The organism is Azonexus sp. IMCC34842, from assembly GCF_050368855.1.
GTDB classification, from domain to species: Bacteria; Pseudomonadota; Gammaproteobacteria; order Burkholderiales; family Rhodocyclaceae; genus Azonexus; species Azonexus denitrificans_A.
On record NZ_CP178449.1, the window covers coordinates 1,812,314 to 1,837,165 of the forward strand.

The 24,852-nt window shown below is 61.6% G+C and carries 26 protein-coding genes; 9 read left to right on the plus strand and 17 right to left on the minus strand.

The annotated features are described in order from the left end of the window. Positions 1-44: 44 nt before the first annotated feature. The 4 genes from ACLIKD_RS08560 to ACLIKD_RS08575 all read left to right on the plus strand — a co-directional run bounded on the left by ACLIKD_RS08560 (position 45) and on the right by ACLIKD_RS08575 (position 3,635). Positions 45-515 (plus strand): CoA-binding protein, encoded by a 471-nt coding sequence (locus tag ACLIKD_RS08560; protein ID WP_428827977.1) that lies wholly within the window; start codon positions 45-47, stop codon positions 513-515. 9 nt (positions 516-524) lie between these two features. Beyond that, positions 525-1,805: an O-acetylhomoserine aminocarboxypropyltransferase/cysteine synthase family protein gene (locus tag ACLIKD_RS08565; protein ID WP_428827978.1), complete on the plus strand. Its 1,281-nt coding sequence runs from the start codon at positions 525-527 to the stop codon at positions 1,803-1,805. 171 nt (positions 1,806-1,976) lie between these two features. Then, on the plus strand, positions 1,977-2,537 hold the full coding sequence (locus tag ACLIKD_RS08570; RefSeq protein ID WP_428827979.1) for a phasin family protein: 561 nt from the start codon (positions 1,977-1,979) through the stop codon (positions 2,535-2,537). A 252-nt stretch (positions 2,538-2,789) separates the two neighbouring features. Continuing rightward, positions 2,790-3,635, plus strand: coding sequence for an EAL domain-containing protein (locus ACLIKD_RS08575; RefSeq protein WP_428827980.1), 846 nt, complete (start codon positions 2,790-2,792; stop codon positions 3,633-3,635). Positions 3,636-3,783: 148 nt separating this feature from the next. Here ACLIKD_RS08575 and ACLIKD_RS08580 read toward each other — a convergent pair whose 3' ends face one another. The 9 genes from ACLIKD_RS08580 to ACLIKD_RS08620 form a co-directional block, all read right to left on the minus strand. Next, a complete protein-coding gene (locus ACLIKD_RS08580; protein ID WP_428827981.1) occupies positions 3,784-4,668 on the minus strand; it encodes a methyl-accepting chemotaxis protein in 885 nt (294 codons plus the stop codon). A gap of 51 nt (positions 4,669-4,719) precedes the next feature. Then, positions 4,720-5,160 carry a bacteriohemerythrin gene (locus ACLIKD_RS08585; RefSeq protein WP_428827982.1) on the minus strand — a complete coding sequence of 147 codons (441 nt, stop codon included), beginning with the start codon at positions 5,158-5,160 and terminating at the stop codon, positions 4,720-4,722. 3 nt (positions 5,161-5,163) lie between these two features. After that, on the minus strand, positions 5,164-5,730 hold the full coding sequence (locus ACLIKD_RS08590) for a hemerythrin domain-containing protein (RefSeq protein WP_428827983.1): 567 nt from the start codon (positions 5,728-5,730) through the stop codon (positions 5,164-5,166). Positions 5,731-5,765: 35 nt separating this feature from the next. Then, positions 5,766-6,479: an ABC transporter ATP-binding protein gene (locus tag ACLIKD_RS08595; RefSeq protein ID WP_226414383.1), complete on the minus strand. Its 714-nt coding sequence runs from the start codon at positions 6,477-6,479 to the stop codon at positions 5,766-5,768. Further along, positions 6,472-7,245, minus strand: a complete 774-nt coding sequence (locus ACLIKD_RS08600; RefSeq protein WP_428827984.1) for an ABC transporter ATP-binding protein — start codon at positions 7,243-7,245, stop codon at positions 6,472-6,474. Before ACLIKD_RS08600 ends, ACLIKD_RS08595 begins: the two co-directional genes overlap by 8 nt. Then, positions 7,238-8,206: a branched-chain amino acid ABC transporter permease gene (locus tag ACLIKD_RS08605; RefSeq protein WP_428827985.1), complete on the minus strand. Its 969-nt coding sequence runs from the start codon at positions 8,204-8,206 to the stop codon at positions 7,238-7,240. The genes ACLIKD_RS08600 and ACLIKD_RS08605 overlap by 8 nt, the downstream gene beginning before the upstream one ends. 3 nt (positions 8,207-8,209) lie before the next feature. Beyond that, a complete protein-coding gene (locus ACLIKD_RS08610) occupies positions 8,210-9,076 on the minus strand; it encodes a branched-chain amino acid ABC transporter permease (RefSeq protein ID WP_428827986.1) in 867 nt (288 codons plus the stop codon). Between the two features lie 71 nt (positions 9,077-9,147). After that, a complete protein-coding gene (locus ACLIKD_RS08615; protein WP_428827987.1) occupies positions 9,148-10,323 on the minus strand; it encodes an ABC transporter substrate-binding protein in 1,176 nt (391 codons plus the stop codon). 65 nt (positions 10,324-10,388) lie between these two features. Then, a complete protein-coding gene (locus tag ACLIKD_RS08620; RefSeq protein ID WP_428827988.1) occupies positions 10,389-11,318 on the minus strand; it encodes a catechol 2,3-dioxygenase in 930 nt (309 codons plus the stop codon). Between the two features lie 371 nt (positions 11,319-11,689). Between ACLIKD_RS08620 and benA the strand changes: the two genes are divergently transcribed. The 5 genes from benA (at position 11,690) to ACLIKD_RS08645 (ending at position 16,609) form a co-directional block, all read left to right on the plus strand. Next, the gene (gene benA, locus ACLIKD_RS08625) at positions 11,690-13,030 is read left to right on the plus strand and encodes a benzoate 1,2-dioxygenase large subunit (protein WP_428827989.1); all 1,341 of its coding nucleotides are present in this window, start codon (positions 11,690-11,692) and stop codon (positions 13,028-13,030) included. Between the two features lie 10 nt (positions 13,031-13,040). Next, positions 13,041-13,529 carry a benzoate 1,2-dioxygenase small subunit gene (gene benB / locus ACLIKD_RS08630; RefSeq protein ID WP_226470797.1) on the plus strand — a complete coding sequence of 163 codons (489 nt, stop codon included), beginning with the start codon at positions 13,041-13,043 and terminating at the stop codon, positions 13,527-13,529. Positions 13,530-13,615: 86 nt separating this feature from the next. Next, positions 13,616-14,623: a benzoate 1,2-dioxygenase electron transfer component BenC gene (gene benC / locus ACLIKD_RS08635; protein WP_428827990.1), complete on the plus strand. Its 1,008-nt coding sequence runs from the start codon at positions 13,616-13,618 to the stop codon at positions 14,621-14,623. Positions 14,624-14,653: 30 nt separating this feature from the next. Further along, the gene (locus ACLIKD_RS08640; RefSeq protein WP_428827991.1) at positions 14,654-15,430 is read left to right on the plus strand and encodes a 1,6-dihydroxycyclohexa-2,4-diene-1-carboxylate dehydrogenase; all 777 of its coding nucleotides are present in this window, start codon (positions 14,654-14,656) and stop codon (positions 15,428-15,430) included. 213 nt (positions 15,431-15,643) lie between these two features. Then, entirely contained in the window at positions 15,644-16,609 is a 966-nt protein-coding gene (locus tag ACLIKD_RS08645; protein ID WP_226470800.1) for an AraC family transcriptional regulator, read from the plus strand. A gap of 31 nt (positions 16,610-16,640) precedes the next feature. On the opposite strand, the gene ACLIKD_RS08650 is transcribed toward ACLIKD_RS08645, so the two are convergent. Genes ACLIKD_RS08650 through ACLIKD_RS08685 form a run of 8 tightly spaced genes read right to left on the minus strand, consistent with a single transcriptional unit; the run spans position 16,641 to position 24,852 of the window. Beyond that, complete coding sequence (locus tag ACLIKD_RS08650) at positions 16,641-18,680, minus strand: tail fiber domain-containing protein (RefSeq protein ID WP_428827992.1); 2,040 nt, start codon at positions 18,678-18,680, stop codon at positions 16,641-16,643. Positions 18,681-18,703: 23 nt separating this feature from the next. Then, entirely contained in the window at positions 18,704-19,396 is a 693-nt protein-coding gene (locus ACLIKD_RS08655; RefSeq protein WP_226470802.1) for a phage tail protein, read from the minus strand. Between the two features lie 5 nt (positions 19,397-19,401). Beyond that, positions 19,402-20,343, minus strand: a complete 942-nt coding sequence (locus ACLIKD_RS08660; protein WP_428827993.1) for a hypothetical protein — start codon at positions 20,341-20,343, stop codon at positions 19,402-19,404. A 16-nt stretch (positions 20,344-20,359) separates the two neighbouring features. After that, positions 20,360-22,375: a putative baseplate assembly protein gene (locus ACLIKD_RS08665; RefSeq protein ID WP_428827994.1), complete on the minus strand. Its 2,016-nt coding sequence runs from the start codon at positions 22,373-22,375 to the stop codon at positions 20,360-20,362. After that, positions 22,375-22,785, minus strand: a complete 411-nt coding sequence (locus ACLIKD_RS08670; protein ID WP_428827995.1) for a GPW/gp25 family protein — start codon at positions 22,783-22,785, stop codon at positions 22,375-22,377. The genes ACLIKD_RS08665 and ACLIKD_RS08670 overlap by 1 nt, the downstream gene beginning before the upstream one ends. 10 nt (positions 22,786-22,795) lie before the next feature. Further along, positions 22,796-23,197 (minus strand): PAAR domain-containing protein, encoded by a 402-nt coding sequence (locus ACLIKD_RS08675; RefSeq protein WP_428827996.1) that lies wholly within the window; start codon positions 23,195-23,197, stop codon positions 22,796-22,798. 9 nt (positions 23,198-23,206) lie between these two features. Next, positions 23,207-23,788, minus strand: a complete 582-nt coding sequence (locus tag ACLIKD_RS08680; protein ID WP_428827997.1) for a phage baseplate assembly protein V — start codon at positions 23,786-23,788, stop codon at positions 23,207-23,209. Beyond that, complete coding sequence (locus tag ACLIKD_RS08685; protein WP_428827998.1) at positions 23,785-24,852, minus strand: phage late control D family protein; 1,068 nt, start codon at positions 24,850-24,852, stop codon at positions 23,785-23,787. The genes ACLIKD_RS08680 and ACLIKD_RS08685 overlap by 4 nt, the downstream gene beginning before the upstream one ends.

Genomic DNA, 24,852 nt, shown 5'->3' on the forward strand with positions numbered 1-24,852 from the left:
TTTTCATCGTTTGCCGCATCGGCCCGGCTCGCTACCATGTGCCCATGAGCGATATCAACACCCTGCGCCGCGTGCTGCGCGAAAGCCGTACATTGGCCATCGTCGGACTCTCCGCCGACTGGTTCCGCCCGTCCAACTTCGCTGCCAAATACATGCAGGCGCACGGTTACCGGATCATTCCGGTGAACCCGAAATACGACGAGATTCTCGGCGAGAAGTGCTACCCCGAGCTGGCGGCCATTCCCGAGCCGGTCGATCTGGTCGACGTCTTCAGGAAGCCGTCCGACGCCCCGGCCATCGCCCGCCAAGCGGTGGCCATCGGCGCGAAGACCCTGTGGCTGCAGATCGGCGTGATCAACGACGAGGCCGTACAGATCGCCGAAGCAGCTGGTCTGACCGTGGTCATGGATCGTTGCGTCAAGATCGAATACGCCCGCCTGTTCGGCGGACTCAACTGGTTCGGGGTCAATACCCGGCTGATTTCCTCCCGCCGGCCGACCTGGCTGCCCCACTGAAAGTTACCGATGGCTGATCACAATTACGGATTCGACACCCTCTGCCTGCACGCCGGCCAGATTCCCGATGCCGCCACCGGCAGCCGCGCCGTGCCCATCTACCAGACCACCTCCTACGTCTTCGACAGCCCGGAACACGCGGCCAGCCTGTTCAATTTGCAGACCTTCGGCAACGTCTACTCCCGCCTCTCCAACCCGACTGTCGCCGTCCTCGAGGAACGCATCGCGGCACTCGAAGACGGCCGCGCCGCGGTCGCCGTCGGCAGCGGCATGGCGGCGCAGATGATCGCCCTGCTCAACATCTGCGAGGCCGGCGACGAGATCGTCGCGGCGCGCACGCTGTACGGCGGTACCCATACCCAGCTCGACGTCAATTTCCGCAAGCTCGGCATCAACACCATCTTCGTCGACTCGGACGCCCCGGAGAATTTCGCCCGCGCCATCACGCCGAAGACCAAGGTGCTGTATGCCGAAACGCTCGGCAACCCGTCGCTCAACGTGCTCGACATCGAAGCCGTCGCAAAAATCGCCAACCAGGCCGGCCTGCCGCTGTTCATCGACAACACCTTCGCCAGCCCCTACCTGTGCCAGCCGTTCAAGTGGGGCGCGGCAATCAGCGTCCATTCGGCCACCAAGTTCATCGGCGGCCACGGCACGACGATGGGCGGCGTCATCGTCGAATCCGGCAAGTTCCCGTGGGACAACGGCAAGTTCGCGACGATGACCGAGCCGTCGCCGGGCTACCACGGCGTGCGTTTCTTCGAGACTTTCGGCGATTTTGGCTTCACGATGAAATGCCGCATGGAAGGACTGCGCACCTTCGGCCCCGCCCTCTCCCCGTTCAACGCCTTTCTGCTGTTGCAAGGCGTCGAAACCTTGCCGCTGCGCATGGAACGCCACTGCTCGAACGCGCTGGCCGTCGCCCGTTTCCTGCAGGACCATCCGAAGGTGGCGTGGGTCAATTACCCGGGACTCAAAGACAACCGCTATTACGACCTCGGGCAAAAATACCTGCCCAAGGGAGCCGGAGCCGTACTGAGCTTTGGCATCCGGGGTGGCGCCGTCGCCGGGCAGAAGTTCATCGACAGCGTCGAGTTCCTGTCGCACCTGGCCAATATCGGCGACGCCAAGACCTTGGTCATCCACCCGGCGTCGACCACGCACCGCCAGTTGTCCGAGGAGCAGCAGATCGCCGCCGGCGTGCCGCCTGACCTGATCCGCTTGTCGGTCGGTCTGGAAACGCTTGACGACATTCTCTGGGATATCGATCAGGCGCTGGCCAAATCCTGATTGGTCGAATTTGCTGATATGAATCCAAGGGCATCACTTGGATTCATATAAAAACAAATTGGTTGGCTCCCGAAAAGCGCTCGGAATAATGGGGTCGTGCATTGCCCGGCAGCAATACCTTCGCTGCCTGACAAAGCCCACTTCCTTCCAGCCACTACCCCGGAGAATCCCATGCCCTTTCCAGTATCCCGTGAGCAAATCGTTGCCGCCAACAAGGCCGTAGTCGATACGTTTTTGTCGGCCATCAACACCTCATTGAATAGCGTCGAAAAAATCTCCAACCTTAATCTGTCGACCGCGCGCAGCGCCCTTGAAGCCCAGGTCGACAGCTCCAGCGAGCTGTTAGCCAGCCGCGACCCGCACCAGGCTTTGGCCGTACAAAGCGCGCTGGTTCAACCACAACTGGAAAAACTGATCGCCTATTCGCGCAGCCTCTATGAAATTTCCGCGCAGACCCAGCACGAGCTGGTCAAGCTGCTCGAAGGCAAGCATGCCGAATTGAACAAGTCGATTGCCGGTGCGCTCGACTGGTATGGCAAATCTGCCGCCAATTCCGACATTGCCGTCGCCGCCGTAAAATCGGCCATTTCGGCAGCCAACTCGGCTTACGAGAATATCAACAAGGGCGCCCGTCAGGTCGCCGAGATCGCCGACGCCAGCGTCAGCGCGGCCACCAGCGCCACCGCCCGGGCCGTAGGTGCAACCAGCCAGCCGCGAAAAAAAGCTGCCTAACGAACAACAATGCCTTGGCTGACACCAGGGCATTGTTGCAATGCTTCGAGCTTCCGCCCGCTCCGACAAGGCATTCGACCAACGATGCAACCAATATAAGGATATTGGGCGCGCCAAATAAGAAACGACAAACATCTTAGTTTTGTGGACCGGCCATAGCCGATACAGTCAGCCATTCGTACTGATTTTCCACACTAGAAGGCGGCTATTGCGCAGGCAGCACCTGCCGACAAATGGCCAAAGGAGAGCCCAATGCCCCTCAGCGATCTGATCCGCACACTCAACGCGCCCACCGGCGGATTTCCCAAACATTACTCGCGCTCCGGACTCGACCAGCCGTTCGTTGCAGCGAACGGCAGCGTCTTCCTGCACTATGCGAACATTCGCCTGGAATCGAAATTTCTGCCGATTGTCGACACCGCGACGGGAAAACTCCACGGTCACGCTGCCTCGCTTCAGGCCTTTGGTCTTTCCAACAAGATACAGATGGCGCCGGAAGCCGTATTCGTATTGCCGACCGACGACGAGGAATTTGTCTACCTCGACCGCCTGGTGCGCACGCTGCATGCGTTGAATTATCTGACCAAACCGGCCCGCGGCAACTTGCTGCTCAAAGTCCACCCGCGCCACGTACTCAGCATCCCGGCCCATCACGGACTGGCCTTCGAGGAAATACTCAGGCCGTGCGGCCTGTTCCCGGAGCAGGTCACGCTGGAAATCGATACGGACGGAATCCTGGAAACCGATCACCTGATTCGCGCCGTCACCAGCTATCGCTCGCGCGGCTACGGTATCGCGATCGGCCAGTTTGGCCGCAGCAAGCTTGATTTCGGACTGCTCCGCGAACTGCAGCCGGATATCGTCAAGCTCGACCACTTCCTGCTCTCCTCGGCCCGTCCGCTAAAGCGCATTGTCGATTGCCTGCACCAGCTCCCCAGCAGGGTCATGATTGAGGGAAAAGACACCAACACGCTGCGCCGGATAGAAATCGCCGCCGAAATCGACCTGGTGCAGGCCAACGTGCCGGCTCGTCGGTTACTGCACGCAGTTCCTTCGCTGGCGGCAAAGGCATGGGATGGCACCCGAAGTGCAGCCTAGCCGTTGCCAGGCAAGGATTTCATGACTTGCGGCAAACGGATGGTATGCGTGCCAGCACTCACGATTTAGCGACAATTAACGTAGACAGATCAAGTGGCTGCTGGCAGCCCAAATATTTAAAGCATTTTCGACATTACTGAGCCCCAACTCATTGCTGCCTGGCCTGGATCAAGAACTCGGCCAGCTGACTGCCGATCGCCCGCTGTTTCTGGATTGCCTCGGTAATCTGGGTGACGACTTCCAGCCGCCGCTGCGCGCCCGACTGAATGTCAGCCATCGCCTCCTGCGCACTGGAGGTCACGCCGCGTCCGGTAGTGACTGCGGCATCGGTCTCCCTGACAGCTGCCGAGGCATCGCGGGAGGTCGAATTCAGATCGTTGGCGATCTTGCCGATTTGTTCGCTGGCGGCCCGGGCCTGCTCGGCCAGCTTGCGCACCTCGTCGGCGACCACGGCGAACCCCCGACCGGCATCGCCGGCTCGTGCCGCTTCGATCGCCGCATTCAAGGCCAACAGATTGGTCTGTTCGGAAATCTGCGTGATCGAGGCAACAAAACCGGTGATGTGGCTCGACTGCTGGGCCAGCAATTGCAGATCTTCCTGCGCCCTTTTCAAGCCGACATCCAGCTTGTCGATTTCGGCGCTGGCCCGGTGCATCAACACGAATCCGCTGCCCACCCTTTCGCCACTCGTCTTGGCCAGGGTATTGGCGGTCACCATGTCGGTAAGGGCCTGATCGACGACTGCGATCAGCTCGTCGGTCAGTTGATGGGCGCTGTCGAGCGCCAGCTTGAGCGCCGGCCTGTCGGAAGCCGAAGCATCGGCAAGCAGACGGCGCTCGGCCTCAAACGACTGCTCCAGCTCGGCCAGTTGCCTTTCGAGGCCGGCAACTACTTGCCGGCTCTCGGCCAGCGCCCGTTCCAATGCTGAACGCTGCTGCTTATCCTTTTTTCGCCACCAGGCCTCAAAAACTACGCTGGCAATCAGTAACGATCCGCAGGTGATCGCCAGAACCGTGAAAACGCTTTCATGCATATGAGCTGTCACTTCCAACCACTATGAAGAATAAAAATCGATCCCGCCACATCAGGCTTTGGCGTGCGCTCGTCTCAGGACCAGCGGCGCGCCGCCATGGGCTCGTTTGACCAGCCAGCCGGCCAGCGCCGAATCCAGGTAGTCGGCATGACCGGGAAACCACGCCATCAGGGCTGACGCCAGCTCCCGACAAAGCCCGACATCACCATCCACAAGCTGTTGTTGCACCGCGTACACCGATGCCAAGACCTTGTTGTGTTCGTCGATGTGGCACTCGCGGGCGGGAAAGCCATGCGCTTCCATCCAGGCATTTTCCTGCGCGAAATGCGCTTCGGCATGCCGGGCGAAGGCGGCCAGTGCTTCCGGCAGAGCTGCGTCGTCCGCCGTCAGCAGGGCATCGACCCGTTCGACGAATTCCCGGTGGGTTTCGTCCATCGCCGCATGGCCCAGCAGATAGCGATCGTCCCAGGCGAAAGTCTCAGCTTCGTTCATGGACTACCCCAGGCCGACCGGCGCCGGCGCCATGTTGACGATCTTCGAGAACAGGCCGGCGTACTGACCCGCCGCCCCTTGCCAGGGGTTGTCGTTGGCGAGAAAGGCGGCGTCGATTTCCGCCCAGTCTTCGGCCGTCAGACATGCCCTGGCCAGCGGGAATATCTGTTTCTCCTCGGTATTCATATGCTGCCACTCCTGATCAAGGTAGATTTGCAGCATCTCGTAGAAGGCTGCGAAACCCGCCGGCCCGGCTTCGCGGTAGGCCGCCAGCGAGGCACGCAGGGCGTTGATGCGCGCCTCGCCCTGGCGATGTTCTTCTTCCAGATGCTCGATGATCGGCAGCGCCTCGACGCTGCGCAAGCGCAGCTTGGCAAACAGGTACTGATCTTCCTTCGGGTGATGCACCTTCTCCGGCACCTTGTCGATGTACTCGATCATCGCCGAGAGCAAGTCGAAATCGGGCTTCAGGCGCCCTGCTTCGATACCCATGGCGATGGTCCGGATACCGCTGAGCATGGCCGCCAGGGCGCGGTGCTCGTCGTGAATAATGTCGATGGATTTGGTCATGGCAATCATTTCCTTGCAAAAAACGGCCGATCCGCTCAGACGCCGAGATGGCGCCGGATCAATTCGGGTTGGTCACGAACTTCCTGGCTGCTGCCGTCGAAAACCACCTCGCCCTTGACCAGGATCATCGCCCGGTCGCAAATGCTGGTGACCGCCCCATGGTTCTTGTCGACGATCACCGTGGCGATGCCGGTCTTGCGGATTTCCTTGACGATGCGCCAGATTTCCATGGCGATCAGCGGCGCCAGGCCTTCGGTCGCTTCGTCGAGAATCAGCAGGTCGGGATTGGTCATCAGGGCGCGGCCGATGGTCAGCATCTGCTGCTCGCCACCGGACAATTGCCAACCGCCGTTGTTGATCCGCTCGCCGAGGCGCGGGAAGGTTTCCATCACCCGGTCGAAAGTCCAGTTGCGCTGGCCATCGATGCCGCAACGGGCCGACATCTGCAGGTTCTCGCGGACCGACAGGTTGGGGAAGATGCCCCGCCCTTCCGGCACGTAGGCAATGCCGCGCTGGGCCGTCCGGTAGGTCGGCGCCCGGGAAAAATCATCGCCGCGCACCAGCACCCGGCCGTGCCGGGGACGAACGATGCCAAGCATGCTCTTGATCAACGTCGATTTGCCCATGCCGTTGCGGCCCATCAGCGCGATGCCCTCGCCCTGGCGGATATGGAAATCGATACCGTGCAAGATGTGGCTGGCCCCGTAATAGCTGTGCACTTCCTTGGCTTCGAGCAGCATGTTAGACATGGAAACTGTCCTCCTGACCCAGATAAGCTTCCTGAACGGCAACGCTGGCCTTGATCTGGGCCGGCGGCCCGGATTCGAGCACCTGGCCGTTGACCATCACGGTAATGGTGTCGGCCACCGCAAAAACGGCGTCCATGTCGTGTTCGACGAGCAGGATGGCGCGGTTCTGCCGTAAGCGCTTGAGTACCTCGACCATCTTGGCCGACTCATCGGAACCCATGCCGGCCAGCGGTTCGTCGAGCAGCATCACCACCGCATCGGTGGCCAGCACCATGGCGATTTCCAGCTGACGCTGTTCGCCATGGCTCAGGCCGCCGGAAATCCGTTCCACCCTCTGGCCCAAACCAGCCTCCTCGATGCAGGCCATCGCCTTGTCGAGGGCCCAGCGCTGCTCCATCGCCTTGCTGAAAAGGCGCCACGGCTGCTGATTCCGCGACTGGGCGGCGAGCCGAACGTTTTCGAGGACCGTGAAGGCGGGGAAAATATTGGTGCGCTGGTAGCTGCGACCGATACCGACCAGGGAACGCTGGGCGGCACTCAAGCCGGTGATGTCCTTGCCCATGAACAGAATCTGGCCCTCGCTCGGCGGCAGATCTCCGGAGAGCATGTTGATGCACGTCGACTTTCCTGCCCCGTTCGGCCCGAGCAAGACATGCACCTTGCCGCGCATCAGATCGACGCAGACATCCTGATTGGCGACCAGGCCGCCGAAGCGACGCGTGATCTTCCGGGCAACCAGCAGCGCCTCGTTTTCGACTTTACTCATTGGCGCCGCCTCCTTGCAGGGCCCGCCTGATGCGTCCCGGAATGGCGGCAAGTCCGCCCGGCAGGAACAGGACGGCGGCGACGATGGTGCTCCCCATCAACAATTGCCAATGCTTGGTCCAGTTTCCGAACACCTCCTGCATGCCGGTGAATACGAAGGCCCCGGCAATGGCGCCCGGCAGATTGCCCATGCCGCCCAGGATCACCATCAGCAGCACGTTGCCCGACTGATGCCAGGACAGCAGTTCGGGCGTCACGAAGCCGAAAACGACGGCATAGAGGAAGCCGGCAATGCCACCGAGACCGCCCGCCAGGCCGAACGCCGCCAGTTTGTAGCGGAAGGTCCGGTAGCCCATCGACTGCATGCGGTGTTCGTTGCTCTTGATACCGACCAGGACGCGACCGAACGGCGATTGCAGGATACGGACGAGGAACAGGTAGACCGCCACCAAGGTGCCCAGGATGAAGTAGTACAGATGCGTCGGGTTATCCAGATCGAATGGCATCCAGCCGGCAATTTCGGCGCTCGGCTTGACATTGAGATAGATGCCGTCGGAGCCGCCGCCGAGCGGTGTGTCGTGGAAGACGAAGAAGGCCAGCTGGGCGAAGGCCAGGGTCACCATGATGAAGTAGATGCCCCGGGTGCGCAGCACGAACAGACCGACGAACAGCGCCACCAGCGCCGACAGCAGGACCGATGCCGGAAAGACCAGCCACAGGCTGGCCGCTTCGTACTTCGGACTCAATTGGGCGACGGCATAAGCCGCCACGCCGAAATACGCGGCATGGCCGAAACTGACCAAGCCGGTGAACCCGACCAGCAGATCGAGGCTCATTGCGAAGATTGCCAGGACCAGCGTCTTGGCGATCAGCTCGACATAGAAGGATTCGCCGGTCAGCGGCACGCCGGCGAGAATCGCCAGGACGAGCAGCTTGAGAATCAGGGAAGCTTGAGCATTCATTTCTCAGCCTTTCTTGAAGATGCCTTCGGGGCGCCACAGCAGCACGGCAGCCATCACCAGATAGACGACCATGCCGGACAGTTCGGGCAGCAGAACCTTCCCGAAGGTGTCGGCGAAGCCGACGATGAGCGCAGCCGCCAGGGCTCCCCAAACCGAACCGATGCCGCCGATGACGACGATGACGAAGGAGATGATCAGCACGTGATTGCCCATGTTCGGAAAGACCGAGGAAATCGGCGAGGCCAGCATGCCGGCCAGCGCGGCCAGCGCAACGCCGAGCGCGAAGACGACGCGGTAGATCATGTTGATATTGATGCCGAGCGCCTCGACCATGGTCCGATCGTGGTTGCCGGCGCGAATCATCATGCCCAGCCGGGTGCGCTGGATGACCAGGTAAAGGGCGATGGCCAGGACAATGCAGACGGCCGAGATGACCAGGCGGTACACCGGATAGTTCAGCACTTCGGTCAGCGGAATCGACCCGCTGAACATCGCCGGGATTTCGACGCCATGAACTTCGTCGCCGACCAGCAGGCTGCGCACTTCCTCAAAGACCAGGATCAGACCGTAGGTCAGCAGCACCTGTTCGAGGTGATCACGTTTGTAAAGATGGGCAAACAGCGCCCATTCGAGAAAGGCGCCGAAGAGCAGCGCCAGCGGAATACCGAGCAGGATGGCCGAGAACAGGCTACCGGTGGAACTGGCCAGGACGAAGGCGAGGTAGGCGCCGATCATGTAGAAACTGCCGTGCGCCAGATTGATGATGCCCATGATGCCGAACACCAGCGTCAGACCGCTTGCCACCAGGAACAGGAGCAATCCGTACTGCAGCGAGTTCAACGTCTGGATCAGGAAGGAAGCGAAATCCATGTGAATCCCCGATCCGGCAGGCCTTGGCCTGCCGGACTGCTAATAACCGAAAAGGGAAAAGGCCGGCAAGCTCAGATCTTGCAGCCGCGTGCCGGATCGGCCAGTGCCTTGACGGCGGTACTGAGCACCTTGTTCTGTCCCCCCTGCACTTCGCGCAGATAGATGTCCTGCACCGGGTTGTGCGCCCGCGACAAGGTGAATGCGCCGCGCGGGCTGTCGATCCGGGCCGCCTCCATGCCCTTGATCACCACATCCTGCTTCGCGGCGTCGCCAGCCGCGGCGCTCAAGCCGGCCTGGTAGAGCTGGGCGGCGTCGTAGCCCTGCACGGCATAGACATCCGGCTGCATCTTGTAGGCCTTCACGTAGCCGAGCCGGAAGGCGGCATCCTTCTTGTTGTCGAGGCCGTCGGCGTAATGCAGCGTGGTCTGCACGCCTTTGCCGGCCTCACCCATCGCATCGAGGTTGCCATCGGTCAGGAAGCCGGGACCGTAGAGCGGAATGCTGTTCTTCAAGCCGGCGGCGGTGTAATCCTTGACGAACTTGGCGGCGCCGGCCCCGGCGAAAAAGACGAACACGGCATCCGGTTTCAGCGCGGCAATTTCCGTCAGGAAAGGCTGGAACTCGACGTTCGGGAAGGGCAAGGTCATGTCCTTGACGACCTTGCCGCCACTTTTTTCAAAGGCCTCCTTGAAGCCCTCGACGGACTGCAGCCCGAAGGAATACTTCCAGGTAACGGTGACCACTTTTTTCATCCCCTTCTGCGCCACCACCTGTCCCATGGCGTAGGCCGGCTGCCAGGCGGAAAAGGAAGAGCGAAAGACGTTGGCAGCGCAGAGCGGGCCGGTGATTTCATCGGCCCCGGCGTTCGGCACGATGAGCAGGGTCTTGTTCTCGCGGGCAACCTTGGCCATGGCCAGGGCGACGCCGGAATGCACGGTGCCGACCAGAACATCGACCTTGTCGCGCTTGACCAGCTTGTTGGCGTTTTCGGTCGCCTTGGCCGGATCGGATTCGTCGTCCACCGTGTAGTACTCGATTTCACGGCCGGCCAGCTTGCCGCCGTTTTCCGCGACATATTGCTTGAATCCGTTGGTGATGGCATTGCCCAGCGCGGCGTAGGTACCGGTATAGGGCAGCATGAAGCCGATCTTGACCTTGCCTTCCGGAGCGGCCTGCGCCACCAGGCCGGCGGTCGCCAGGGCCACACCGAAAATCAGCTTGCCTAGCGCATTGATCTTGTATGTCATTTGTCTCGTCCTTGTTCTAATGGGTTCTGCAGAAAATCAGATGAAGCGGCCGCCGACGCGACCCATCAGGTGACGACGCTCAGGAAGCGTTCGTTGAGCTGGCGGTCGTGATAGAAAATTCCGGTGCCGACTTCCTCGAAGGTCCACGTCTTGGTCGGGTAATCGGGATAGGTTTCATAGCCTTGGGCAAACGTCTCGAAGCGGTTGCCGGAGGGGTCGAAGGCATAGATCGTCGCGCCGCGGGTAATGCCGTGGCGGGTCGGGCCGATGTCGATGGGCACGCGGTTCATCGACATCAGGTCGGCGGCGCGCAGCACCTTCTCCCAGCTTTGCAGCAGGAAGGAAATGTGGTGCAGCTTGTTCGGTTCCGGATGCCGGACAAAGGCCAGGTCATGCGCCTTGTGACCGCACGAGATGAAAATCGCCAGCAGCGATTTGCCGTCTTCGAGCAAGACGCGTTCGACCAGGTAGAAACCGAGAACTTCGGTAAATAGCTTGAGATTGCCGTCGATGTCCGGCCCATAGAGCAGCGCATGGTCGAAGCGGATCGGCGCCATGCCGTGCTCGGCCTCGGCTGTCCACGGATCGGGATTGGTGTTGGACTGGCTGTTGCCGACACAGGTCTTCTCGGCATACAGCTCGACAGTGTGGCCGGTCGGAATCACGAAGCGCACGCGTTCGCCGGTTTCCAGCAGATCGCCGGCCGCGATGCGCTCGGTCTTGACGCCATAGGCCTGCAAATCGGCATCGAGCTTTTCCAGTGTCGCCCGGTCACGCACCTTGAAACCGATGAAATCCATGCCGGCACTGTCGGCCTGACGCAGGATGACGCTGTGGTGATCGTGCTCGTCCCAGGCCTTGAAATAGACCCGGCCGGCCGCGTCACGGCCGGTTTCGACCAGGCCCAGGACATTTCCGTAGAAATGGATGCTTTCGTCCATGTCCAGCACGCGCACTTGCACGTGGCCGGGACGCATTACACCGGTTGTTGCCATTTGTTTGCTCCTCGTTTGCTTGTCAGGATTGCCGTATCGCTTCGGATTTGTCCGGGGATTAGGCCGGCCGGTGGCCGGCGTGAGCTTCCGGCGCTATTTTTTGCTGCTGACATACCCGCGAGTCTCCGTTGGTTTATGAATTTTGTGCCTGCCCCGGGTCGGGCGGGTGAGCCCCCGGGAAGAATGTGGAGCGTAGATTAGGGGCGATACAGACCCTGCAATATCCAGTTTCTGCAGGACTTCTATCCGTTTTATGCAATCGATTAACTAATGCAGAATCCGGATACAGATACTGCACAAACTGGATATTTCACCCGCTATCTGCTCCCTACCATGCGATCTCCGTGCAAATAACAAAGGAGACTCCGGTCATGAGTATTACCAAGGATTATCTGGACGCCCTCGTCGAGAAAGACGAGGCAAAGGGCCTGTTCCGCTGCAAGCGGGAAATGTTCACCAATGAGGAACTGTTCGAACTCGAGATGAAGCACATCTTCGAGGGCAACTGGATCTATCTGGCCCACGACAGTCAGCTGCCCAAGGTCAACGACTACTACACGACGAAAATCGGCCGGCAGCCGATCTTCATCACCCGCAACAAGGACGGCCAGCTCAATGCCTTCATCAACGCCTGCGCCCACCGCGGGGCCACGCTTGCCCGCTACAAGCGCGGCAACAAGGGCAGCTTCACCTGCCCGTTCCACGGCTGGACCTTCAACAATTCCGGCAAACTGCTGAAGATCAAGGACCCGACCGACACCGGCTACCCTGCCGCCTTCAATTGCGACGGCTCGCACGACCTGAAGAAGCTGGCGCGCTTCGAGTCCTACAAGGGCTTCCTGTTCGGCAGCCTGAAGGCCGATGTGCAGCCGCTGACCGAATTTCTTGGCGAATCGACCAAGATCATCGACATGATTGTCGACCAGTCGCCGGACGGCCTGGAAGTGTTACGCGGCTCCTCGACCTACGTTTACGAAGGCAACTGGAAGCTGCAAGCCGAGAATGGTGCGGACGGCTACCACGTCACCGCCACCCACTGGAATTACGCCGCCACCCAGGGCCAGCGCAAGGAAAAAGACTGCGGCGACGACATCCGCGCGATGAGTGCCGGCGGCTGGGCGAAAAAGGGAGGCGGCTCCTATTCCTTCGAAAACGGCCACCTGTTGCTGTGGACGCGCTGGGACAATCCGGAAGACCGTCCGCTGCACCATGTCCGCGACGAACTCGTCAGCAAGTACGGTGAAGCCCGTGCCAACTGGATGATCAACAACTCGCGCAATCTCTGCCTCTATCCCAACGTCTATCTGATGGACCAGTTCAGTTCGCAGATCCGCGTCTTCCGCCCGCTGTCGGTCGATCGTACCGAAGTCACCATCTACTGCATCGCCCCCAAGGGCGAAGCGCCCGAGGCCCGCGCCCACCGCATCCGCCAGTACGAGGACTTTTTCAACGCCTCGGGCATGGCGACGCCGGACGACCTGGAAGAGTTTCGCGCCTGCCAGGAAGGCTTCATGGGCCGTTCCTACGAGTGGAACGACATCTCCCGGGGCGCCGCCCACTGGGTCAAGGGGCCCGATGCCGAAGCCGACACGATCGGCCTGAAGCCGCTGCTCAGCGGGGTCAAGGTCGAGGATGAAGGACTCTATGTCGTGCAGCACAGCTATTGGCTGGAGCAGATGCAGAAGGCCCAGGCGGCCGAAGAACAAGCATAAGGAGACCACAATGAGTATTTCCTACGAAAACGTTTGCGCCTTCCTCTACCGTGAAGCCCGCTATCTCGACGACCGCGACTGGGACAGCTGGCTCGCCCTGTACGCGGAAACCGCCTCGTTCTGGGTGCCGTCATGGGACGACGACGGCGAACTGACCACCGATCCGCAATCCGAGATTTCGCTGATCTGGTACGGCCGGCGGGCCGGCCTCGAAGACCGCGTCTTCCGCATCCGCACGGAACGCTCGAGCGCGACCATCCCGGACACCCGGACCTCGCATCATCTGAGCAATATCGAAATCATCGAGCAGGCCGATGGCATCTGCCGGTTGCGCTTCAACTGGCACACCATGAGCGTGCGCTACAACTGCACCGATCATTTCTGCGGCACCAGTTTCTACACCCTCGATATTTCCGGCAGCAGCCCGCTCATCAAGGAAAAGAAGGTGGTTCTGAAGACTGACTATATTCGTCACGTCATCGACGTTTACCACCTCTGATAACAGGCGGCCTCCTCCTTTTGGGGGAAGGCCTCGCGGGGGAAGCATGAATGCCCCCTGCGCCGCCGACAACAACGGAGACACCCATGACCCACCAGATCGCCCTCAATTTCGAAGATGGCGTCACCCGTTTCATCGACTGCAAGCCCACGGAGACGGTAGCCGATGCCGCCTACCGCCAGAGCATTAACGTTCCGATCGATTGCCGCGACGGGGCCTGCGGTACCTGCACATGCTTCGTCGAAGCCGGCGAATTCACCATGGGCGAATACATCGAGGACGCTCTCAGCCAAGCCGCTGCGGCCGAGGGCTATGCACTGAGCTGCCAGATGTACCCGAAGAGCGACTGCGTGCTCCGCATTCCCGCCTCTTCCGAAGTGTGCAAGACCAGACAGGCCAATTTCAGCGCCACCATCAGTGAAGTTCGCCAACTCTCCGCCAGCACGCTCTCGTTGACCCTGCGCGGCGAAGCGCTCAACAAGCTGGCTTTCCTACCCGGCCAGTACGCCAACCTCCAGGTACCGGGCAGCGACCAGCACCGGGCCTATTCCTTCAGCTCGATGCCGCGGGACGGCAGCGTTTCCTTCCTCATCCGCAATGTTCCCGGCGGTCTGATGAGCGGCTTCCTACGCGAGCGCGCCCAAGTCGGCGACAACATGGTCCTGGCCGGGCCGCTCGGCTCCTTCTACCTGCGCGACATCCGCCGGCCGGTGCTGATGCTGGCCGGCGGCACCGGCCTCGCCCCCTTCCTCGCCATGCTCACCAAGGTCGTCGCGGCAGGCGGCAGTTCCCATCCCATTCATCTGATCTACGGGGTCAATAGCGACACCGACCTGGTCGAGGTCGACAAGCTCGCTGCCTTTGCCGATGCCCTGCCCAACTTCACCTACGCGCTGGTGGTGGTCAGCCCGGACAGCACCCAGCCAAGAAAAGGCTACGTCACGCAGCACATCGACGCGGCGCAGCTCAACGACGGCGATGTCGACATCTATCTGTGCGGTCCGCCGCCGATGGTCGAAGCGGTAACGCAAACCATGCGCGAGCGGGCCATCCATCCAGCCAGCTTCCACTACGAAAAATTCGCTGCCGCCTGAATGGCGGTCAGCCGGGCAAAGGAAGACACCATGCAAAATCGTTTTGAAAATAAGGTCGCCGTGATCACCGGCGCCGGCCAGGGCATCGGTCGCCGGGTCGCCGAACGGATGGCCGCCGAACGGGGCCGGCTCGTTCTGGTCGACCGTGCCGAGATCGTCCATGAAGTCGCCGAGGAACTGAAAAAACAGACCGAAATCATTTCGCTGACCGCCGATCTGGAAAAATTCGCCGATTGCCAGCGCGTCATGGACGCCGCCAAGCAAGGTTACGGTCGCCTCGACATCCTGATCAACAATGTCGGCGGCACCATCTGGGCCAAACCCTACGAGCACTACGCCGAAGAGGAGATCGAAGCGGAAGTCCGGCGCTCGCTCTTCCCAACCCTGTGGTGCTGCCGGGCCGCCCTTCCCTATATGCTCGAACAGGGCAAGGGAAGCATCGTCAATGTCTCGTCGATCGCTACCCGCGGCGTCAACCGCGTTCCCTACGGTGCCGCCAAAGGCGGCGTCAACGCCCTGACGGCCTGTCTCGCCTTCGAAAACGGGGAACGCGGCATCCGCGTCAACGCCACCGCGCCGGGCGGAACCGAAGCCCCGCCGCGGCGCGTTCCCCGCAACGCCAACCCGCAAAGCGAGCAGGAAAAGATCTGGTATCAGCAGATCGTCGATCAGTCGGTGAACAGCAGCCTGATGAAACGGTACGGCACGCTGGACGAACAAACGGCGGCAATTCTCTTCCTCGCCTCCGACGACTCTTCCTACATTACCGGGACGGTCTTGCCGGTTGGCGGTGGCGACCTCGGTTAGCCGCTGCAATACTTCGACGACCCAACGTGCCAATCGGCTGGCTGCCGATTGGCACGTTTTGCGTCCGCCTTCAGTTTCGCCCGATAATATTTCTTAGGTAAATAGATTCACCATGTCGTAAAATCGAGATTATTGCTAATTATCGATAATGTCCGCAGCCATCCGTTCCAGAACTGCCCGATGATGTCCCAACGATAGAAAGGAGCGCCGACCATGTCTTTCCATTTTCTGGACAAGAAAAGTCTGGTCTATTCGAGCGCGGACCCATACGAGGTCTCGAACTACGTCAATCAACACGTCGGATCGCACAATCTTCGTCTGATGCGCAAAGGACAAGACGGCGCCGTTCTCAATCATCGCAAACTGGGCCGGGTCGATCTTTGCCGAATCACCTACGGGAGCGAAGCGCATGTCAAATCGGACGGACTCTCCGATTTCTACCACATGCAAATCATCCTTAAAGGGCTGTGTCGCTACGAAATCGCCGGCCACACTACCGACTTCTCAGCCGGCCAGTTGTTCCTGATCAATCCGGACGATCCGATCGACCTGACCTATTCGGAGGATTGCGAGAAGTTCATCCTCAAGATTCCGAACATGTTGTTCGATGAGGCTTGTCAGGAACATCACTGGTGCAGACCGGCAGCCGGTATAAAATTTTCGCCGCTCCCCTACTACTTCCACGAAATCGAAAGCCTGCTCTACCTGACGACACTGATCTGTCAGGAAGCCGAATCCGGAGAAGGAACGCCGCAGGTCCACGGGCACTACAACCGCATCGTGGCAACCAAGCTGCTGACCATGCTCAAGCACAACGTAGCACTTGCCACGCCGTCCCATCAATGCGTTTCATTTGAACGTCTCGAACAATACGTCGAAGACAACATCAAGCGGGATATCAGCGTCGAGGAACTGGCCCGCTACGCTCAGCTCAGCCTGCGTTCGCTCTACCTGCTGTTCGAGAAATACGCCAGCACGACGCCCAAGAATTTCATTCGTCAGAAAAAGCTCGAACGCGTCTACGCGGCGCTGATGGACCCGGCGAGCAAGATCGCCAACATCACGGCGGTAGCCATGGAATATGGCTTTACTCACCTCGGGCGGTTTTCCGAGTGTTACAAGAGCACCTTCGGCCTCCTGCCCTCGGATTCCCTGCGCCAGCGCCAGGCCCGCCACTGAGCATCGCGCCGGCCAGCGGCGCGAGCCGATGCTAGGCCTTGGCCGCCGCCTCGAGTTGGGACAATCGGGCCTCCAGTGTTGAAATCGCCTGCTGCTGATCTTTGACGACGCGAACCAGGGCGGCAATGATGTGGTTGGGCAAAATGCCGTCGCGACCTTCCGTCGCAACCGCGGGCGGCACGTCCTCGGCGATGAATCCCAGACATTCGACCTGACCGGGATCGTTCTTGAAGCGGAAGCTCACCGGCTCCATCGCGCCGATGATATCTGCCGCCACGGCGCCGGGCAGCGGCTTGATGTCCTCCTTGAGCGCCCGTGACGACGGATTTGAAAGATGCCCGCGTATTTCGACGTTCGCCCAGTCGGATCCGTAATTGATGACCAGCGTATTGGTGTTATCGACCAGCGCCCGTCCCTGCCACGGCGAACCGTTGTGGCGGACGCTATTCCCGATGCAGAAGTCATGGACCCGGACGTGGGCAAAGGTATCGCCCTCCGCCACCTCCAGCTTGCCGAGCGTACCGGTGACGTCGAGATTGCCATCGATGCGGGCATTTCCGACAACCTGCAGCTTGGCGACCGGGGTATTCGTGCCGATGCCGACGCTACCGGACGGCATCAGCGCGATGTGATCGTCGGCATCGTTGGCTGTCCTGAATTCAAGGGTCGTGGCCTCGCCGCTCCTCGCGTAATAACGTATCGAGGCGGCGTCGCCGGTGCCGCCGAAAGCATCCCTGGGGAAGAGGATTCCGGCATTGTCGCTATTCCCGGCAGCCGGCATGATGGCCGCACCGGAAACCTGCAGTTTGGCCTTGACCTGAAGCTCTCCCTCGACCGTCAGGTTGCCGTTTCCGCCGCTCACCTTGCTGACCGTGACGCCCTGCCGATTCAGCAGATACAGCGCTTCGTTGCCATGGATATTGACCCGCCCGGCCTCGTTCTGAATGCTCAAGACGTCGGTGCTGGCGTCGCCGTAGCCGATCCAGGCCTTGCGTCCGGCCGTCATGCCTTTCGGATACCACTGGATATAGCCGTGATCGCCGCCCTCCAGATTAAGCAAGGCGCCATTGCCGGTGACATGGAGCTTGGCCGCTGGATTGCCGTTGCCGATGCCGACCTTGCCGTCGCCGCGCAAGATGAAATGCGTCAGGTTGCCGGCGCCGCTATCGCGAAACCTGGCGAAATGGCTTGCCGCGGCATTGGCCGGGGTTCCGAATGACTGCACGTCGACCGTCATGGCGCTGACCGGCGTTGTCGCTGCCTTGGCGTTGACATGCAGGGCGCTCCCCGGCGCGGCGGTGCCGATTCCGACGTTGCCGCCGCTCGGCGCCAGCAGCGTCGTACCGTCGCGGCGCAGTTCGAACTGCTTGGTCGGCGGTTCATAGCTCCATATCTCGAACGCATTCGGCGTCACGCCCCAGCCGCCACCGACGGCGGCGGTATACAAGTTCCAGCTGACGGGAGCGCCGCCGGTGCCGCGATTGCTTAGGCCCAGCTTGCTCAGCGAAGGTCTGTTGTCTGCCCCCGGATCGCGGCTTACCGTCAGGCCCTGAAAGTGCGCCTCGGCGTATTGCCGGACCGACGGGTCGATGGCTCCGCTGACCCGGCCGTTGGTCGCCACGTTGAGTTTGGCGATTGGCAAGGCGACGCTCCGGTCGATGCTGCCTTCGTCCAGCACGAACTTCACCGTCACCGACTCCTCGATGCGGGTGTTGTCGCTGACGTCGGCATCCGGGGTTTGCTGGTCGACTTCGGCCTCGCTGTACTGCAACGTGACGACATAGGTCAGGCTGCTCGCGCCGCCGGGCGGAAGACTGACGGTCAGCGGCGCGGCAACAACGATCTCCCTGCCCTGCCCGTCGACGCCGAGGCCGGGCGAAATGGCGATCCTGGTCGTATCGCCCGGCGCCGCCGCGACCTGCAACCCGTTGTCGACAATCCCGGCGCCGTAGATGGCCTGGTTGCCCCGCCGCCGCATGTCGACGTGATAGTCCTGCTCGGCCTTGAAATCACGGGCTTCGAGGAACTGGCCGGTGAAATACTTCAGTCTTTTGATCGGATCGCCTGCCATGGTGGGCTCCTAAGGAAACGTGTTCATGATCTCGGGGTTGCCCCGAGCCGGGTATTGACGCCGACCTGGATGGAATAGCTGGTCGGCAAGGTAACGTTGCTTGGCGCCGGTGGCGGCGCCTGCTTTTGCCCGATGCGCATGGTGGTGACGGCCGGAATCAGCAGGTAGCGGGTATGCGCCGGTTTTTCCAGACGGATCACCGAATGGGCGAGTTCCTTGGCACGATCGAAGGCTTCCTGACTGTCACCGGTCTTGATCGTCTCGAGATTGAGCAAGACCTCGAAATAATGGGGTTTGCCGTCGATCTGGTCGCGGATGGTGACATCCCTCGAGGTGAATATGGTCAGCAGTTCGACCATGCTTTGCTTGGTGCCGCGATAACGGTAAAGCTGTGCCATCCGGGCGATGAATTTGCGCCGGATGGCGTTGTCGGTGGCCGCCACCTGCGTGATATCGGTGCGCAAGGACAGGGCCAGCCACTGGCTCAGCCAGGGCAGAAATTCGTCCGGCGCCCCGTCGTCGGCATTGTTGCCGGGTGTGAAATGGCGGGCCAGATCGTTGACGGTCTGTTCGACAGCGCGCGGATTGCTGCCCAGCACGCTGCTGACGTCGTCGGCGCGGCCCAGCAACAGCTTCTCGAAGGCCCTCAGGAATGGCTCCATGGCCGTATCTTCCCGAAACACCTCGGGCAGGTATTGCAGCAGTTGGTTGTCCATGTGATCTACCCTTCCGCCACCATCATGGTCTCCCGGAGCACGCTGATCTCCAGCCGGCTGACCCAGAGCAGTTCGTCGGGCTGCAGCCGCAAACCGACCTCGTGACCGTTTTCATTGATGTTGCGCCCCTGGATCGTTGACCGGATGACCGGCTGCTCGCCGCTCTGCGTTCGGACTGGGCAGACGTAATCGATGCCGTCCAGCGAATCCAGCATGGCGTAAAGCTCGGAAACATAGACCGCCTGCCCGAAAGGCCAGCCATTGCCCGCCGCACCGCCGACCAGCGGCGAGAAATAATCGCGGATGCGCTGGCCGATCAGCGCCTTGATCGCCCTTTCGTCCTGGTCGACGAAAATATGTGCTTCGATGCGCACCGAGATCGGCAGGAAGCGTGCCGGGACGACATGCAACCGGGTCGTCAGCAGGCAACGCGGCGCCAACGCCGCCATCACCGTTTGCCGCAGTTCGTCGGTCGCTTCCGGCGCATGACCGGGCGGCGACCGCAGGGGAACGATCGCCAGGCTGACGTGGGCCGGCGCATCGTCATAGGGCGATGGCGCCTCGACATTGAGGCGCGGCAAGGCGCGGGCACGGGCAACGCCATCGACCATTCCGGCCCGGATTTCAAAATCTTCGGCGGTGATCGCCCGCAGTTCCTCGCACTGGTCAACTACCGCCAAGCGAATTTCCTCATCGATCGGCCTGGTCAGCGTGTATTCCGGGCCGCGCAACAGCCTGACGAACGCCCGCTGATTGGCCTCGCTCACCCGGTTGGCCCGGTAAATCAGCATCTCGGCGAGGTAGGCGAACATCTCGATCAGCGTAATACCGGGGTCGGACGGATTATGGTCGGTCCATGAAGGCGCCAGGCCGGGAATCAGGCGCTTCCCTTCGTCGAGGAGATCCGCGAAACGGCGGTCGTCCAAATTGGGCAGTGGAATACTCATTGGCGCTCCATCGAACTCAGGAAGTGATCACGCGGTGCTGGCCGGAACAGATCAGGAAACGCTCGGTGGCCTCGATCGCTTCGACCGGATCGCCGGTACATCCGAAAGGCCGTTCGTCGGCCGAAAGCGAAATGCTGAGATAGGAAACATGGTCGATCCCGGCGACCGAACGAATCAGGCGGTGGATGTCGGAATCGTGCGGCCGACGCCCGAACGGCCAACCCAGGCCGCCCCGACCGGCAAGCGGGTGGAGGTAGGCAGCGAACGCCGCGCCGAGTTCGCGCTTGACCCGATCGTCGAAACGCAGCGATGCGAGATGCAGGTGGACCTCGATATCGACCCGCAGATAGAGCGGCCCGACGACCGACAGCGAGGTGGTGGCCAGGCTGTTCCTTCGCAGGTATTCGCCAACGCGCTCGATCAGCGCGCGGCTCGGCAAGGGCTTGCTGTCCGAAGTTTGCGGCACGACGATGACGCTGACCTGGCCGGCGCCCTGCTCTTCGTCGGCGACCGTGGAGATTACCTGGCATGGCTGCGCTGCCAAGTTGATGAGTGGCACGCACAAAGCCCGGGCAACGTCGCCGGAAGCCAGCCGGGCGAGATCTTCGTAATCCTCGCTGGTGACAGCGCGGCCGCGATGGCGCAAGGCCCTGGGCGCCCGATCGAGGACCGAATCGGTCGTTTCGCCGGCGGCGCCGCCAGCCGCCGCGACATGATTGCTGACTTTGCGGATCAAACGATGACCGGCGACCAGCGTTTTCAGTTGCCCGACGGTGATATTGCCCGCCGCCCCGCCACCAGTCTGATAGTGGCCGAGCCGGACGTTGCGCGTGCCCGAGGGCGGGATCATGCCCAGCTTGCCATCGCCGAAGCGGATCTCGCCGGTGATGCGATCGACGATGTAATGGCGATCTTGCGGCGTCGAGCCGTAGAAATTCGGGACCTCCTGCCAGAGATTCCATGCTTCCTCGGCAGCGCCGGCCGCAGCCTGTCGTTCGAGCACTTCAAGCCGCTGCCCGGGAAGGACCGGCTTGCGAAAAGCCACGAAACTTTGCCCGGCGTTGCCGTTGCTCGACCCCAGCACTTCGTTCCGCATCGACATGGCTTGTTGCGCGAATACCGTATTCAGCGCCACCCCCTTTAGCCGCGGCGCCGGCCGGTAGATCGCCGGATTGACCGGCCCCTCCAGGCGGGCGCGGACCCAGAACAGCTTCCGCTCGAACAGATGCCTTTGCTGGCGGGTGAAATCGGCTGGTACCAGGAACTGCACGCCGCCGGTCCGCGTCAGCGATTCGCTTTCGTCCTCGACCAGGAGCGGCTTCCAGGTTGTGGCCCCGGCGCTGTATTCCCACACCACCCGGGTTGCCGGCCCGGGACCGACTACCTCCCCGGTCGAATCGTATTTCGCATTGCTGATGAAGAAGAAGAGCGAAACCGGTCGGTTTTCGGGAAATGCCCGGCCCTTCGCCAGATCCAGTCCGAAATGGAAGGTCTCGGCCTGATCGAAGATACCCTCCTGTTTGTCGGCCCTTTCTTCGGCGCCCGATGCACTGAGGATCAGCCGGGTCACATCACGGGCCGGCAGGCCGTTGTTCGGCGTTTTGTCGAAGGCGGCGAGTTCGAGGGTGGTCACCCAGAGATCGCTGGTCGTTTCGAACATCAGCGGTTCGCTGCTGCCGGCCGGCGGCTCGGCCTGGGCACGCGTTCCGGCAGCAATCGAGAATCCTTCGCCAGCGGTCCCCTCCAGCAAAAAGCTCAGCGGCACCTGGGCAGGCAGCGGCGGCACGGGGACGTTACCGAGCAGATCGAGAAATGCCAGGAAGTTCTTTTCGGCTGCCCGGTTGACGCGGTCGATGACCAGCCCGCAGTAGTGCGCGAACACCCCGGCCAGCGCCCGCCCGGCCTCGCCGCCGTCATCGCCGGGGCGCCAGTAATGCGGGGCGCCGGAAAGATAATGGCAAAGCAGGCGGCGGGTCTGCTCGGCGATATCGGTCGATGTGCGGCCGTCGATCAGCGGCGGTTTGAGCGTCATCAGGCTTCTCCGCGTTCGAGGTAGAAGGGATAGACGAGGTTGAAGACCGAGTCGGTGCGCTTCACCCGGTAGGCAATCTCGGCCCGCAGTTCGCCCATTTCCGGCAAGGCGACGACGGCGATATTCCTGATCTCGATGCGCGGCTCGTACTGCATCAGGGCCTCAGCGATCCGATGCTGGACCAGCGCGGCGGTGACGCCGGTCATCGGCTCGAAAGCCAGCTGGTCGGCGCCGGCCCCGTATTTTGGCCGCATCACCCGTTCGCCCTGGGCGGTCCGCAGAATCAGCCGGATCGACTGTTCCACCTGGATTTCGTAGGCATTCATGGCGATCGTCCCGCCAGCCAGGCGTAGCGGAAAGGCAATGCCGCGGCCGAGGACTTCGTCGCCATTGCTCGAGTTGTTGTTCATGTCTGCCTCCTCAACCGCCAAAACAGACCGTGGCGGTCGTTGCATTGGCGACCTCGACCTGACCATTGCCCGGTATCGGCGGCTCGCTGCAGGTCGTTGCCTGGTCGCCGTGCCGGGCGGCGGCTTTGCTGTTTATTTTCACGGTGGCGCTGCCCGAAAACACCGAGCCCTTGTTTGAAGGTGGCGCGGCAAAACTGTCGGAACCGGCATTGTGGGCCGGGACATTGTCGGCACCGCTGCCCACTACTGCCGCGAACTGGCCATTGATCCGGACGTTGCTGCTCAAGCCGCTGGCAATACTGCCGGAGAATGAGAAGCTGCGCGGCTCGCTGACACCGTTACTGCTCAGCACCACGGTATGGGTATCGTTACCCTTGATCTTGTCGCCACTCTTGGCCGCTGCCTTGCCCATGTCGTCTCCCTAAGGATTGAGATCCACGATCTGGCCCTTGATCGTCGTATTGCCCTTCGCCTTGACGTCCACCGTGGCATCGGTGGATTCGATCTTCAGGGCATTCTGCGCGGTGATGCTGATCGTCTTGCCGCGCAGCACGAGGTCGCCATCCGGCGCTTCGATGCTGACGACATTGTTCTTCGAGTCGATCAGGATCCGGTTCTTTCCCGTCTTGTCGACGATCTCGATGCGCTCCCCGTCGGCTTGGTCGATCAGCCGGATCTGGTGGCCGCTGCGCGTTTTCAACACCTTGATATCGTTGTTGCCGTCGGCGTTACTGGCGGGCGGCTGGTCGATGCTGCTCCACAGGCTGCCGATGACCACCGCCTCGTTCGGCGAACCGTTGACGAAAGCCACCAGCACCTGGTCGCCGACCTCCGGCAGGAACAGCGCGCCGCGATCGTCGCCCGCCATGAACGACATCACGCGCGCCGGGTAGGAACCGGCCTGGTCGGAGAATCCTTCGATCGCGATGGCGATCCGTCCCTGGTCATCCAGCTTGTTGTCCTTGACGATTGCCACGTACACCCCGCCCTTGTCCCGGTTCATGGCTGCTGCCTCATTTCGAAGGAGGTGCGGTAGCCGCCCTGGTCGATGGTGTGCTGCGCCCGCTCGACGATGTAGCGGCTGCTGAAGCGTCCGAGGTTGGCGAGCAGCAGCGTACTGCCGACGCGGATATCCGGATTCCCCACCGCGCTGCCTTCGGCGCTGAGCTGGTTGCGGCGTTGCTCGGCCAGGCTCGCGTCGGCCAGGCGCTGCGCTTCGTCGATGGTCCGCACCGCGCCATCGGCGTAGATCACCCGGGCCGAATTCGCAGCCCCGGCGATCTGCGCCTGGCCGGTCAGGGAAAGCCTGGATACGTAGTCCTGCGCCTGACTGATGCTGGCGCGCGCTGAAAATGCCTGCTTCTGGCCGGCATCCCAGCCGCGCACCTCCACCGCGCTGACATGGCCGGCCGTATTCAGGCGGGCCGAGAACGAAACCAGATCGCGGCCGCGAGCGACGGTGACCTGCGGGGCCGAACGCACCCGTTTGAAAAAAAGGATGCCGTTTTCGACCCACAGCTGGTAGTCGTTGGCCGCCGTCAATTCCTGCAGGTAATCGAGATCGCTGACGTTGGACTGGACCCGCCGGTCGCTGCGCGGTCCGGTCGGATCGACCGTGGCGCCAAGCTGCAGGTCGCCGGCAATTTGCTGGACGATGGCGCTATCGGTCAGCCCTTCGCGAAACTCGCGATAGCGGGTACCGCGCGAGCCGGCATGCAGCCCGTCGAAGCCCTCGACGCCCAGGGTCAGACCGCCGCTTTCGCCGAGCTCGACCGATATCGAGGTGATTTCGCCCGCGATAACCGGCTGCAACTTACCGACGTAGCCCATGGCGATCCCCACCTTGCGCCCCTCGGCAAACAGCCCGTCGACGGCGTCCACCAGCGTCAAGGTGGGATCGTTGATCTGGAGCGAGAACGATGCCGGTTTGTTGGCGACCTGCGTCACGCCGACCGACAGGATGGCGCGCAGCAGCGGCGCTGGCAGCGCAGCCCCTTCGATGGTCAGGGCGTAGGCGGGAACCATGATGCCTGGCACCGGCAAAGCGAAGTTTTGCGTCAGGTCCAT